The organism is Mycobacterium sp. P2_H7 (assembly GCF_056403275.1).
In genome coordinates this window covers 20,291-34,019 of sequence record NZ_JBFUFU010000017.1, presented here as the reverse complement: position 1 = coordinate 34,019, position 13,729 = coordinate 20,291, and the positions used below count along the sequence as shown (strand labels likewise).

The window sequence follows — 13,729 nt, the reverse complement described above, 5'->3', positions numbered from 1 at the left end:
CAGTGCTCAGGTCCCCAACGGCTCAGTGCCCGGTGTTGCCGATCAGCTCGACGCCGTTGCCGTTCCACCGGAACCGCACCACGCTGTCCAGCCCGGGTGTGCCGTTGCTGAACTTCAGCGCGACGGTGTCACCGGTACTAGAGGTCTCGTCGATCCCGTTGAATCCGTACGTGTCGGGCACCCCGGTCGGGATGAACTTGCCGAGGTGGAACATCACCGCGCGGGTGTTGGCGTTGGATGCGTTGGTGTTGGCCTTGATGATCACCACCGACAGCGGTGCGCACTCGTTGTAGTTGCCCGCCAACGGTTCCGGGCTCCATGCCTGGTTGCTGCGCGGGTCGCGGGGCAGGGTGGAGACGGCCTTCGCGATCTCGGGCGCGGTGAGGTTCACCTCGCACGGATCGGGGGCAGGTGCGGCCGTCGTCGGCGTGACGATGGGCGCGGGCGCCGCGACCGACGGAACCGGGGCCTGCCCGGTGCTGGCATCCGGTGTCTTGGACACCGTCGAATCGCTCGATCCGCAGCCCGCCAGAACGGGCCCCGAAGTGATCATTACCGCCAGCATCGCTCCGAGCGCCACCCTCCGCACAACACCGAACCGTACCTGTGATCCCGCACGTGGGGGCGAGCGAAGCGACGGGGTTTGGACTATGCCAGGCAGGGCGGCGCGCACACTCTAGACTGCTCGTGACATGACTTCCCCTGACGACGGCGCAACCGGCGCCGAAACGACCTTCGCTGACCTGCAAATTCACCCGGCGGTGCTGCAGGCCGTCACCGAAGTCGGCTACGAGTCGCCCTCGGCGATTCAGGCGGCGACCATTCCGCCCATGCTGGCCGGCAACGACGTGGTCGGTCTGGCCCAGACCGGAACCGGGAAAACCGCGGCCTTCGCGATCCCGATCCTGTCCAAGATCGACCCCTCCAGCCGCAACACGCAGGCACTTGTGTTGGCGCCGACGCGCGAGCTGGCCCTGCAGGTGGCCGAGGCGTTCGGTCGCTATGGCGCGCATCTGCCCGGTGTCAACGTGCTGCCGATCTACGGCGGCTCGTCCTACGGCCCGCAGCTGGCCGGTCTCAGGCGTGGTGCACAGATCGTCGTCGGCACGCCCGGGCGTGTCATCGACCATCTGGAGAAGGGCCATCTGAACCTCTCGCACCTGGACTACCTGGTGCTCGACGAGGCCGACGAGATGCTGCAGATGGGCTTCGCCGAGGATGTCGAGCGCATCCTGTCCGATACCCCGGAGTACAAGCAGGTCGCGTTGTTCTCGGCGACCATGCCGCCGGCCATCCGCAAGATCACCAGCCGGTACCTGCAGGATGCCGTCGAGGTGGCGGTCAAGACGAAAACCGCGACCGCGGAGAACATCACGCAGCGGTTCATCCAGGTCGACGGCCGTCGCAAGATGGACGCGCTGACCAGGGTCCTCGAAGTCGAAGAGTTCGACGCGATGATCATCTTCGTCCGCACCAAGCAGGCCACCGAAGAGGTCGCCGAGAAACTGCGCGCCCGCGGGTTCTCGGCTGCGGCCATCAACGGTGACATCGCCCAGGCGCAGCGCGAGCGGACCATCACCAACCTCAAAGCCGGCGGCGCCAAGGGCATCGACATCCTGGTCGCCACCGATGTGGCCGCGCGTGGTCTGGACGTGGACCGCATCACCTACGTGCTCAACTACGACATCCCGCATGACCCCGAGTCCTATGTGCACCGCATCGGGCGCACCGGCCGGGCGGGCCGTTCGGGCACGGCGCTGCTGTTCGTCTCTCCGCGCGAGCGGCATTTACTCAAGTCGATCGAGCGGATCAGCCGGCAGAAGCTCATCGAGATCGAGCTGCCCAGCGTCGATGACGTGAACGCCCAGCGGGTCGCGAAGTTCAACGATTCGATCAGCGACGCGCTCAATGCGCCGGGTATCGAGTTGTTCCGCAGGCTCATCGAGGACTACGAGCGCGACCACGACGTGCCGATCGCTGATATCGCCGCCGCGCTGGCGCTCGAGTCGCGCGACGGCGAGGCCTTCCTGATGACCGAGCCGCCGCCGGAGAAGCGCCGCGAGCGTGAAGACCGGGGACCGCGTGAGGACGGGCCGGGGCGCAAGAAGCCCAGCACCCGCACCGATCTGGCGACGTACCGGATCTCGGTCGGCAAGCGGCACAAGGTCGCTCCGGGTGCCATCGTGGGTGCCATCGCCAACGAAGGCGGCCTGCACCGCAGCGACTTCGGCCACATCTCCATCCGGGTGGACCACTCGCTGGTGGAGCTGCCGGCCAAGCTGCCCGGCAAGGTGTTCAAGGCCTTGGAGAACACCCGCATTCAAGGCGTGCTGATCAACCTGCAGCCTGACCGCCCGCAGAAATCCCACCGCAAGGATTCGTGACGCTGAAACCGGGGGTTCGCGAGCAGGGCGGTCTGGAATCGGTCACCGCCGCCCACCGGGTCTCGTCGCTCACCGGGGTCCGCGCCGTCGCGGCGCTGCTGGTGGTGCTCACCCACGCGGCCTACACCACGGGTAAGTACAACCACGGCTATGTCGGTTTGTTGTTGTCGCGCGCCGAGATCGGCGTGCCGATCTTCTTCGTGCTGTCGGGTTACCTGCTGTTCAAGCCGTGGGTCGACAGGGCTGCAGCCGGCGCGACGGCGCCGTCGGTGCGCCGGTACGCCTGGCATCGGGTGCGGCGCATCATGCCCGCCTATGTGGTCACGGTGCTGGCCGCCTACGCCGTCTATCACTTCCGGGCGGCCGGCCCGAATCCCGGACACAGCTGGACCGGCCTGCTCCGCAACCTGACGCTGACGCAGATATACACCGACAACTATCTGTTCTCCTATCTGCACCAGGGGCTGACCCAGATGTGGAGCCTGGCGGTCGAGGCCGCTTTCTACGTCGCGCTGCCGGCGCTCGCCTGGCTGCTGCTGGTGGTGCTGTGCCGGCGGCGCTGGCGGCCGGGTCTGCTGATCGCCGGGTTGGCCGGGCTGGCCACCATCAGCCCGGCGTGGCTGGTGCTGGTGCACACCACACATGGGCTGCCCGACGCCGCCCCACTCTGGCTGCCCACTTACCTGGTCTGGTTCCTCGGCGGCATGCTGCTGGCCGTGTTGCAGGCCATCGAGGTGCGGGCCTATGCCATGGTGTGCATCCCGCTGGCCGTGGTCAGCTACGTCATCGCCGCCACGCCCATCGCCGGCGCACCCACCACCTCACCGGCCCAGGTGTCCGAAGCCCTCATCAAGACCGCGTTCTACGCCGTCATCGCCACGTTGATCGTCGCGCCGCTGGCACTGGGCAATCGCGGTTGGTATTCGCGTCTGCTGGGCAGCCGGCCGATGGTGTTTCTCGGCGAGATCTCCTACGAGATCTTCCTCATCCACCTCGTCGTGATGGAACTGGTGATGGTGGAGGTGCTGGGCTACCCGGTCTACACCGGTCCCATGTGGGGGCTGTTCTTCGGGACGATGGCCGCGACGATCCCGCTGGCGTGGCTGTTGCACCGCGCCACCCGAGTGCGTAGATAGGGTACCCTTACCTAAGCACTGGCAGCGATCGAGGGGGATGCATTGTCCGAGCAGAAGCCGTCTCGCGGTCTTTCCGGAGCGCTCGTCAAGCTGTGGCGCGGTGGCGATTACCAACTCACGGTCACCGGCCGCACCGAGATCACGCCGCACTTCCTCCGCCTGCACTTCACCGCTGCGGATCTGCTCGCCGACCGGCCGATCCACCCGACCATGTGGATCCGCGGCTGGTTTCCCGACGGCGCGAAGTCCCACCAGCGCGGCTACACCCTGGTCAATCCGGACCCCGCGGCAGGCACCGTCGACATCGACTTCGCCCTGCACGACGGGCTGGCCACCCGGTGGGCGACGGACGCCGCGCCGGGCGATGTCCTGGAGGTGACGGTCCTGGGAAGCGATTTCGTGCTGCCCGCGCCGGCGCCGGAGGGCTACGTGATCGTCGGTGACACCGCCTCGCTGCCGGCGATCAACTCCCTGCTGGAGGCCATCGGCGACGCCCCCGCCCAGGTGTTCCTGGAAGCGGCGTACGAGGACGACCGCGAGCTGCCGGTGGCGCGCCCCGGCGTCATCTGGGTGGACCGCAAAAATGCAGGGGAGGCCCTCGTCGAAGCGGTGGCCGCGGCGGCGTTCGACGGCTCCGAACACTTCGGTTGGGTCGCCTGCGACAACCGCACCACCCGCGCGGTGGCCAAGGTGCTGCGCGAGGACTACAAGATCCCGAAGCGCTCGCTCAAGGCGCGCGCCTACTGGGCTGCCTGACTCCCACCACGGGTACGACGAAGGATTCCAGCATGGCGCGCTCGTCGGCGGCGTCGCGGCCGGGAAACAGCATGAGCGACACCAGGATCCGGATGACCCAGCGCGCTCTCGCCTCGACGTCTGAGGTATCCCCGAGGGTGGCGAGAAAGCCCTGAGCCAGGGCGGCGATGACGTCCGATTGCTGGGCCATGTCGCCGCCGATGGCGCGGTCGGTGTTGGCGAACCACGATGCCAGGGCGGGCGTTTCCCGGACCCGCTGCACGGCTATGAGCATGCCCGAGATCAGCCGTTCATCCGGATCGGTCACGCCGGCAAGCTGTTCGGAGATCTCGCCGAACACCCGGTGGGTCTCGCGGTGGACATACGCCGTGTAGAGCACCTCGCGGTTCTCGAAGTAGCGGTACAGCGTCGCGCGGGAACACCCTGCGGCCGTGGCGATGTCGTTCATCCCCACCGACGCCGCGTCGTGGCGGGTGAACAGTTCGTCGGCGGCATCCAGGATTCGTTCGGCCGCCACCTCGGTGCGTCGTTCGGCGAGCCAATCGGGCATGTTCTCAGCCTACTGTGAACGGAACCGACAGTGGGCGTCGGACATAACTGCCGCCGGCCCACACGATGTCATCCTCGGCGACGCTGAATTCCGGTATCCGGGTGAGCAATTCCTCCAACGCGACCCGGGACTGCATCCGTGCCGCGGCGGCGCCCAGGCAGTGGTGCGCACCGTGGCTGAAGGTCAGGATGTTGCGGGGCCGGCGGGTGACGTCCAGCTCGGCGGCGTTTGGCCCGTACTGGCGTTCGTCACGGTTGCCGGAGCCGTAGAGGAACATCACCCGGCGGCCCTCGGGGATGGTGATTCCCTCGATCGTGACGTCGCGGGTGACGGTTCGTCCGAGCATCTGGACGGGGGACGTCAGTCGCAGGAACTCGTCGACGGCATCGGGGATCAGGTCGGGTTGCTGGACCAGCAGCCGTCGTTGATCGGGATGGCCGTGCAGCAATTGCACTGAGCCGCCGAGCATTCCGGTGGTGGTGTCGTTACCGCCGGTCACCATGGTGAAGGTGAACGCGAGGATCGACAGCACGCCGGCGATATCCCCGTCGGCGCCGATCCCGGCGGCCACCAGGTGCGAGACCGTGTCGTCCTCAGGTTCGGCGCGGCGCCGTTCGATGAGCGTGGTGAAGTACGCCATCATCGAACCGAGTGCGTCACCGAGTGTTTCCAGCGCGCCACCGAGGCCGCCTTCGGCGGTGTTGGCAGCGACGATGGCCTCGGTCCAGCCGTCGAACTGGTCGCGATCCTCTTCCGGCACACCGAGGTAGTGCGCGACCACCATCGACGGCAACGGTTTGAACAGTTCAGCGACGATGTCGCCGCCGCCGTTCGAACGCAACCCCTCGATGCGCTCGACGACGAACTGGCGGACCTTGGGTTCCACGGCCTCGACCTGCCGTGGGGTGAAGCCGCGGGACACCAGCTTGCGAAACTCGGTGTGCACCGGCGGGTCCTGCATGACCATCGGCGGATTGTCCTGCAGGCCAATCATTTCCAGCTCGCCGTAGTTGACGGTCAGTCCCTGGGCCGAGGAGAACGTCCCGTGGTCGCGGGCTGCGGTGAAGATGTCGCCATGCCGGGACAGCACGTAGTAGTCGTGCTCGCGATTGTCCGGGACGACGTGGTGTACCGGGTCGTGATCGCGCAGCGCGGAGTACATCGGAAACGGGTCGGTCCAGGTGTCGGCTCCGGCGAGTTCGAATCGGGGCTCGTGAGACACATCGAGTGACATGTCTTATGTCTACGACAGATGGGTGTAGGTGTCAATGGGGGTACGGGGTCTCAGTAGATTTGTCGTAATCCCACGTGGGTTGTCATCTTGTGGGTGCGACATCGAGTCTGGCGATTTGGCGTCGTTCGCCAGTCGCGACTCAATGCACGGGTATTGGTCATCCTTGCGCTGGTCCGCTGATTCAGACGCAATGTGGAGACAAGCGTTGGGGGAGCGGCGAGTCGGCGCGCAATGCCACGGCGACTGAGGTATGTGGCTGCGGCCATCCGTGCGGCCCCTGTCACCACCGAAGTGGTGAAGCGCAGGTTCTTGCATCTGTCGTGTGCGCCGTTCGTATGAACCGGGCGACCATCGCCCCGGACTACTGACGCAGTCGTCAATAGCTTGCTATAACACTTTCAGCGATTCACAGCTCTCTCACGTAGAAGTCCTAGGTAGGGGCACCAAATTGGGCAAGCACCGGTCAGATCAGCGCGCCGACCGATCGTCATCGCACGTCGATCCCGCATCTCGGAAAGGTCGTAGGCAGCGGGAACCGTACCGATGGTTGGGCGCCGGCGCGGTCACGCTCGGGCTGGGTTTGGCTATGGCGAGTACACCCGGCGTAGCTCATGCAGACGACTCGCCGTCAGAAGCATCGAGCACCAACTACGGCGGCGGCGCGACGGAGGGAGGTCCTCGTGCACGCTCGGGCGCAAACAAGCACTCTGAGGCCTCCGGTGGTGGTTCGTCTGCCTCCAGTAAAAGCGCAGCCGTGAACTCAGCTCCCGGCTCGGCCGGTGGTTCGTCGAGCACCGAACCGGATTCGACACCGGTCACCAACCGGCCCGTGACCACTTCACGATCGGTGCCGCTGAAGCATTCCCGCAGTACCGAACCGTCCGCGGTGCTGCCGAAAAGCTTGAACAGCGCAACAGATACGGCAACTTCGATAGGGACGTCGAGAGCAGGTAAAACAACACAACGCTCGGAACGGGCAGGCCGGGTTGGTCGTGTGGAAGTCGCGAAAGTCGAAACCTCCACCGCTGTTGCGAACGGGCAGTCAGGTGCAGGTAGCCACTTCGTCGCTCCGCATCCAACACCCTCGACCGCCGGGAAACTGAGCGCGCGTGTCCTGGCTACAGCGGACGTGCCTACCTCAACCCCGAGTGGTGACGCCCCTGTCCCGTCGCCGGCGGTGTGGGTGTTGGCCGCAGCGGCCCGACGAGATCTCGGCCAGCAGGCAGGCGCTGCATTGGCAAGCACGACAGCAGCATCGGAAGCGATTACTGCAAACACTGGGCCGACGGCGTCGCTGACCAAACAAAGCGCGCCGAGCACGAAGACGGGCAAAGTCACCGGCAAGGTCACCGCCAGTGACCCCGACGGAGACAAGCTCTCGTACGCCTCTCCCATCACCACCGCGCGGGGGACGGTGACAGTCACCGCCAAAGGCGCCTTCACTTACACCCCCACCGCCGCCGCTCGCCACGCCGCCTCGGCGATTAACGCCCCGTTCGCAGCGCAGACCGATACGTTCAACATCGTCGTCAGCGACGGCCACGGCGGCCTCGCGTCGGTGCCGTTGACCGTGACGATCACGCCGGCCAATACCGCTCCGTCGGCGAAATCGACAGTTACCGCGGTCAACCCGGTCAGCGGCGTGGTGACCGGTCGCATCACCGTCGCCGATAAGGACGCTGACACGCCCGCCTTTACAGTCAGCGCTGGGCCTGCCAACGGTGTGGTCTCCGTCCGGCCTGATGGTTCCTTCAGCTACACACCCTCCCCACAGGCGCGTGCCACTGCACGGAGCACGGCCAAGACAGATGCCGACAAATTCACCGTGACTATCGATGACGGCCACGGGTCGCAAAAAACCGTGCCTGTCACCGTCACCATTGCGCCGTCGGATACAGCCCCGGTCAACGTCGTCTCGACGATCGGTTCCCTTAACTCCACCACGGGCACAATCAAGGGTGTTGTGACCGCCAGCGACAACGAGGGTGATGCACTCACCTACACCGGATCGACGACAACCACCAAAGGCAAGGTGACAGTATCCCGAGACGGCACGTTCACCTACACTCCGACAGCGGCTGCGCGCCACGACGCCAGCGCTGACAACGCAAGTCCGGCGGCCAAGCGCGACACGTTCGTCGTAAACGTTGTAGACAAGTACGGCGCCGCCACCCCCGTTTCCATCACCGTGAACATCCCGGCCAAGAACGCAGCGCCTGGCGGAGTGAAAACCAAAGTCGCACAGACTGACAACTTGACGGGAACCGTCACGGGAACCATCTCCGTCGGCGATGCGGACAAGGACGTACTCACCTACAGCGGATCCTCGGCCACTGGCCAGGGCAGCGTGATCGTCAACGCCAACGGCACCTTCACTTTCACCCCGACAGCCGCTGCTCGCGCGAAAGCAGCGGCCGCGGACGCCACGGCCGCGGACAAGCAGTTCAACTTCACCGTGATCACCAACGACGGGCACGGCGGCGTGACACCGATCGCGGTGACGGTGGCAGTATCACCGAACACCCCGCCGACTAACGCGAAAGTCACAATTGGTCAACCGAATTCCAGCACCGGAGTTGTCAACGGTACGGTCTCCGCGACCGACCTGGATGGTGACAAGCTGACCTACAATGGGCCTGCCAGCACAGGCAGGGGCACTGTGAACATCAACGCCACGACTGGCGCGTTCACATATACACCCACATCTGCGGCCCGACATGCTGCCAGCCTCACCAACGGAGCAGTCACCGGGGACAGCTTCAACGTGACCATCACTGACGGCAAAGGCGCGACGCTGATCAAGACCGTAACCGTCTCGATCTTGCCCACCAACGCGGCGCCAGTGGCCCAGATTCCAATCGTCGGTGCGCCGGACAGTTCGGGAATCGTCAGAGGCAGTTTCAACGCGTCAGACGCCGAGAACGACGTCCTTACCTACAGCGGTCCGTCGTCAACATCCAAGGGCAGCATCAGTGTGACTGCCGGAGGCAGCTTCACGTACACCCCCACCGAGGCTGCGCGGCGCCAAGCCGCAGTCGGCAGTGCCGCCGATAAGCAGGACAGCTTCACGGTTGCGGTCATTGATGACCACGGAGGAAGCGCCAGTATTGCGGTCACGGTGAGCGTGTTGGGCCTCACTACTACCAATCCCGTTGTCACCACTTACCGACAGGTCACGACACCCAACTTCGCAGTCTCGGCGCAACGGGGTTGGTGCCTGAAGTTCGTCGATGACACGGTGAACGCGCCGTCCCGCAGCGCGACGGCCCAGTTGTCCTTCAATCGCGAGAGTGCCAACGGGAACATCACGGCTGGCGATCCGCCGATCGGGGTGTGGGCCCCGATCTTCTTCTCGATCGGGAGTGGAGCCAATGCGGGCCAGGGCCACGTGGCGTGGGCGTTCAATCATGGCGGCGGTTACATCGAGGTGCGTGACTCTGAGACACAGCCCGGTGCCCGCGCGGTTTACACCAACATCGGCCAGGTCTTGTCCTGGTTCAGCAAGTCGAACATCAAATATCTCGGCTGGTCGACGTGGGTTGATGGCCGCCAGATCGTCGAGAAGGTGACGAGTTCCCCTGGGGGCGGCGGGACGGGTGCCACGAGCGGAACGAAGAGTGGCACGGCCACAGTCGTCGTTCAGGTGAACGTTCGAAACGATCCCAGCACGAATGGGCCCGTTGTTGCGCAGTACAGCCCGGGCCAAACGTTCAACTACGACAGTTGGGTGATCGGGAACGGCTTCTACTGGGTCTCCTACGTGAGCTACTCGGGAGTTCGTCGCTACGTCGCCGAGTCAACCCTCAACGGGAGTGTGATCTACCTGTCGGGCGGCGTCTTCCATTGATGGAAACCATCGGGGAGAAGATTTGTCTTAATCCTAGATGGCTGTCCAATCGGACAGCGAAGTGGGAAGCGAGCTACGGGGCGCCACGACGAGACTAGGCAGCCCGTTAGCACCGTCCCGTCGCTCCAAAGCTTCAGCGATACAACGACTGTGAAGTGGCAACTGTCAGCGAGCAACCTCGACTATCTCGCCCCTAATGCTCCACCGCGGACCGTCCGGATCCGAAGCGAGCAGTTCACCGGCAACGCACCAATGGTCGGCGGGGTCCCACTTCACGCCCTCGCGGTACGGCGAGACGAGTCGCGATACGGCACCCAACGCCGCCCAGCGCTGCTCAAGCAGATGTCGCTCGATCTCGGCAGGCTCTGCGGGAAGAACCCGCGCCAAGCGTTCAGTGACTGTCGGTAGAATCGATACGTCAGTATGAGCCTGAAACGCGCTGATCACCCCGTCGAAGATTGGCTTCACCAGATCTCCCCACGCGGTTTGTCGCTCTTGGGGCGGTCTGACCTTGACCCGCACAGCGGATGGGGCGTTGACCACCGAGCCTAGTTCGACCGTCTCGACACGGTCTCGCGCCCGCGCGAGAGCCAGCCAGATTTGTGCCAGCTTCGAATCTGAGGTCAGTTGGAAGTCAGTCCAGTCGAACGCTGCCAGTGTTCGGCCGAGTTGCCAGTGAGCGAAGGGCGCCGATCTGGCTGATAGTTCGTATCGGTAGCCGAACGCATACCCAGCACCGTCCGGGCCTACCGGCACCGCTGCGCCGTGCTCGAAGCGAATCCCGTTGCGCCCTGGGCTCCGAAACGACGTGCCGATGTTGTAGAGCACCAAATTCTCTACATCGGCGTTGGCGAGTTTGTCGCCGAAGAACGTGGCATGCAGAATCTGTTGAGGCGTTGGCTCAAGACTGTTGCAACCTTCACGGATTTCGCTGCGCAATTGTTCCTGCCAGGCTGGGCGACGTTCGAAGCGAATGTAATCATCCGCCCAGGCCTCGACCGCAGGACTATTCGTGGATGGCACACGGATTGCGCAACGTCCTTCGGTCGGTGACGCGTCTATGACTTTCGTGGACGAGTTCGAAGACGCAGTGACAGTGGCGGTCGCGTTCTGCCGCAGCTGTCTAGAGTGTGGGTCTTCAGTACTCGGGCGGCATCTGCCGCACGGCGAAATGGGTTGTCCCACATTGTCGATCGCCCAGTTCTGCAAATCGTCGAGGCCGTCGCCGCACAACTTCACGTACGGCCCGGTCCATACGCCACCACGAGGATTCCGACCACCGATTGTGTGGCAACGCGCGCGATGCACCCGCGCCTCGGCCACGCTGTGGCTGCTCGCGATGTTGATGACGTATCCATCGGCGTGGTTAGCGAGCCAGGCCAGGTATCCGCCATCGTCGTTGCGGAACTCAATGCATACGGACACGGGCGCATATTCTGCCTGGAGCCACCGACATTTGGGGCTTACTGGACGCAGTCGCCAGTAGATCGGGCGACGGTGTCGCTAGGACGCCCGCGCGGACTTCCACCTTGAATTGACATCACTCGGCGTAATGCCACGTCCGATCCGAATCGAATATCAGGTATTTGACTACCTATGTCCGCGCTGTGCCGGACTGCCAACCTAAAACTCCAGTGCGTATGACTTCTGATTGGAGATTGCAAATGTCCGAGCCGTGCCAGGCAGAACGGGATGCAGTTGGGCGTATTTCAGGTGAAATACGGGAAGCCGAGGAGAGTTTGACAGATGCTCCGCACGACCTGATACCGAAGATCAAGGAAGCAATCGGCCAGCTCAAGGGGCGAAAAGCGTTTCTGGTGAAGCAACTAGATGTGTGCGTGGCGGCCCACACGCCTCCGCCGCCGATACGCTGCGTAGCGGTAAAGCTCGTGAGCATAGTGTGCGAGTCGAACGGATTCGGCGGGAGTGCGTCGCTGCACGGCCGCATATTCGGGGCAACTTTCGAGAAGCAAACAGGCCTCCAAGTATCGACGAACGACATCTTTCCGTTTCCATCGGGACCGCTCACGATCAGCGAGGGGCAGACCTTGCCGATTCGAATGGACGAGAGCGTCAAGTTTTGCGGCCCAGGAACGCAGTTTCTCAGGTTGGGCGGCGAACTCAACCTGAATCTCGGCAGCAAGTTCGTCGACGTAGACCTGCTTGATGTGTCTCCAGTCGGAGCACCGCAGATGAGGCCGGTAGAACTCAAGACCGCAAATTTTGCTGTAGTTCTGCGATTTTCGCTGGAGCCTGCGCCTTGACCTGGCAAGTCCGTCAGACTTCCTTTCTTGGCGAGGTGCGCGATGCTGCTCGGCCTCCGTGCCCAGACCTCCCCGAACGTCTCGCCGAGGTTGCGGTTGGGCAAAGGTGCGGCAGCGGGCCGAGTCGAGAGCGTCGATTCCACCGCCGAAACCCTAGGGTGGACAACCGTGGCCGGCTCGGAATCTCGTGTGAAGCGCTGGGGCGCAGCGCTTCACGTCGTTGCGGCGGCAGTGCTCGCCGCAGCGCTGAGCCTTCCCGTCGCCCCGACGGCGCACGCGGCCGCCGGTGTTGCCTCCTTGTCAGTGACCTCGACGTGGCAGACCGGCTTCATCGCGCGCTTCACCATCACCAATCTCACCGCAGCGCCCATGACCGACTGGAAGCTGGAATTCGACCTGCCGGTAGGAGAGTCCATCTCGCACACGTGGAGCAGCGCCTTCACTCGATACGGCACGCATTACATTCTGACGCCCGCGAATTGGAACCGCATCATCCCGCCGGGTGGCTCGGCCACGGGAGGTCTGCGGGGCGTGCTGAGCGGCACCTATTCCCCGCCGGTGAACTGCATGCTGAACCGAGAGTCGTATTGCGTCTGAGCGCAAACGGCCGAGCCGCCCGGACTGGTCTTGGCCAATCCGGGCGGCTCGTGCTCGACTACTTCTTGTTGAGGAGCACCTCGATGTTGCCGGTGCCGTTCTTCAGTCCGGACTCGGTGTCGCTGTTGAGGATGATGTAACCGCCGTCGGGCATGTGGTTCTTCGTCACGACGAGTGTCTGGTACGGCATTCCGGTCTGCACGCCCTGCTTCTGCAGCGGGATCACGACGTTGTCGCTGAGGTGGGCGAAGAAGTTGTGGTCTAGTGACTTGGCGTTCCATGCGCGGAACTGGATGTTCTTCACGAAGATCTTCGAATCCCGCCATTGGGTTTCGTCGGTGGTGATGTTGTGGGCGCCGGCCTCGGTGCTGAGGTTGAACTGCGCGGCATCGTCGAGCTGGGTGATGTGGATGTGCAGTTGGTTCTGGCCGCGGGAGTATGCCGAATTGATGCCCAGCGCCCAGTTCTTGCCAGGCATCAGTTTCTCCGCCTCATCGGCGGCGGCCTTGATGTAGTTCGGCGGATCGGTCAACAAGTTGTGGCACTCGATTCCCGAGATCCGGAGGGTCGGGATCAACAAGAAGTCGGTCTTCGACTTATGCTCGGCATCGCCGTCGTGCACCACGTAGCCGCGAGTGCGGTCGTTGTTCGGAATGACGACATCGACCTGATCCTTGTCGTGCTTGGGATCTTTCACCTTCTGCCACAGGTAGTCGCTGCTGTCGACGTCGCCGCAGGGCGGGCCGAACGGCTGCTGGGCGGCGTTGGCCATCGGGGTGCCGGCCAGCGCCAGCACCGCGGCAGCGCTCAGGGCGCACATCGTCAGTCGCGACGCGGTCGTGCGAAATCGGCTGCTGCGATTGATGGTTTCGGTCATTGTTTTTCCTCTGCTCGGGGGTGCTTGAACGTGTTGAGGAAAAACTATCGACGCGCGTGAATGGAGCCCATCGAACGATCGGGG

Annotated in this window: 11 protein-coding genes; 6 read left to right on the top strand and 5 right to left on the bottom strand. The window is 64.1% G+C overall.

All coding sequences use genetic code 11. The features are described 5' to 3' along the window. Positions 1-22: 22 nt before the first annotated feature. Positions 23-661 (bottom strand): LppP/LprE family lipoprotein, encoded by a 639-nt coding sequence (locus tag AC1DY7_RS23930; RefSeq protein WP_477496400.1) that lies wholly within the window; start codon positions 659-661, stop codon positions 23-25. 31 nt (positions 662-692) lie between these two features. Here AC1DY7_RS23930 and AC1DY7_RS23925 point away from each other — a divergent pair, with 31 nt between their 5' ends. The 3 genes from AC1DY7_RS23925 to AC1DY7_RS23915 are packed head-to-tail and all read left to right on the top strand — an operon-like array spanning position 693 to position 4,276. After that, a complete protein-coding gene (locus AC1DY7_RS23925) occupies positions 693-2,384 on the top strand; it encodes a DEAD/DEAH box helicase (protein ID WP_477496222.1) in 1,692 nt (563 codons plus the stop codon). Then, the gene (locus AC1DY7_RS23920) at positions 2,381-3,520 is read left to right on the top strand and encodes an acyltransferase family protein (RefSeq protein WP_477496221.1); all 1,140 of its coding nucleotides are present in this window, start codon (positions 2,381-2,383) and stop codon (positions 3,518-3,520) included. Before AC1DY7_RS23925 ends, AC1DY7_RS23920 begins: the two co-directional genes overlap by 4 nt. Positions 3,521-3,562: 42 nt before the next feature. Next, positions 3,563-4,276: a siderophore-interacting protein gene (locus AC1DY7_RS23915; protein WP_477496220.1), complete on the top strand. Its 714-nt coding sequence runs from the start codon at positions 3,563-3,565 to the stop codon at positions 4,274-4,276. Here AC1DY7_RS23915 and AC1DY7_RS23910 read toward each other — a convergent pair. After that, entirely contained in the window at positions 4,248-4,826 is a 579-nt protein-coding gene (locus tag AC1DY7_RS23910) for a TetR/AcrR family transcriptional regulator (RefSeq protein ID WP_477496219.1), read from the bottom strand. The two genes, AC1DY7_RS23915 and AC1DY7_RS23910, sit on opposite strands and share 29 nt — an antisense overlap. 4 nt (positions 4,827-4,830) lie before the next feature. Further along, a complete protein-coding gene (locus AC1DY7_RS23905; protein ID WP_477496218.1) occupies positions 4,831-6,060 on the bottom strand; it encodes a cytochrome P450 in 1,230 nt (409 codons plus the stop codon). A gap of 1,186 nt (positions 6,061-7,246) precedes the next feature. Here AC1DY7_RS23905 and AC1DY7_RS23900 point away from each other — a divergent pair. Further along, entirely contained in the window at positions 7,247-9,907 is a 2,661-nt protein-coding gene (locus AC1DY7_RS23900; protein ID WP_477496217.1) for an Ig-like domain-containing protein, read from the top strand. Positions 9,908-10,072: 165 nt separating this feature from the next. Here AC1DY7_RS23900 and AC1DY7_RS23895 read toward each other — a convergent pair whose 3' ends face one another. Next, positions 10,073-11,332, bottom strand: coding sequence for a hypothetical protein (locus AC1DY7_RS23895; RefSeq protein WP_477496216.1), 1,260 nt, complete (start codon positions 11,330-11,332; stop codon positions 10,073-10,075). A gap of 239 nt (positions 11,333-11,571) precedes the next feature. Between AC1DY7_RS23895 and AC1DY7_RS23890 the strand changes: the two genes are divergently transcribed. Then, complete coding sequence (locus AC1DY7_RS23890) at positions 11,572-12,171, top strand: hypothetical protein (RefSeq protein WP_477496215.1); 600 nt, start codon at positions 11,572-11,574, stop codon at positions 12,169-12,171. A gap of 168 nt (positions 12,172-12,339) precedes the next feature. Further along, entirely contained in the window at positions 12,340-12,768 is a 429-nt protein-coding gene (locus AC1DY7_RS23885; protein WP_477496214.1) for a cellulose-binding domain-containing protein, read from the top strand. 58 nt (positions 12,769-12,826) lie between these two features. On the opposite strand, the gene AC1DY7_RS23880 is transcribed toward AC1DY7_RS23885, so the two are convergent. Then, a complete protein-coding gene (locus AC1DY7_RS23880) occupies positions 12,827-13,645 on the bottom strand; it encodes a CDP-diacylglycerol diphosphatase (protein ID WP_477496213.1) in 819 nt (272 codons plus the stop codon). Positions 13,646-13,729: the final 84 nt, after the last annotated feature.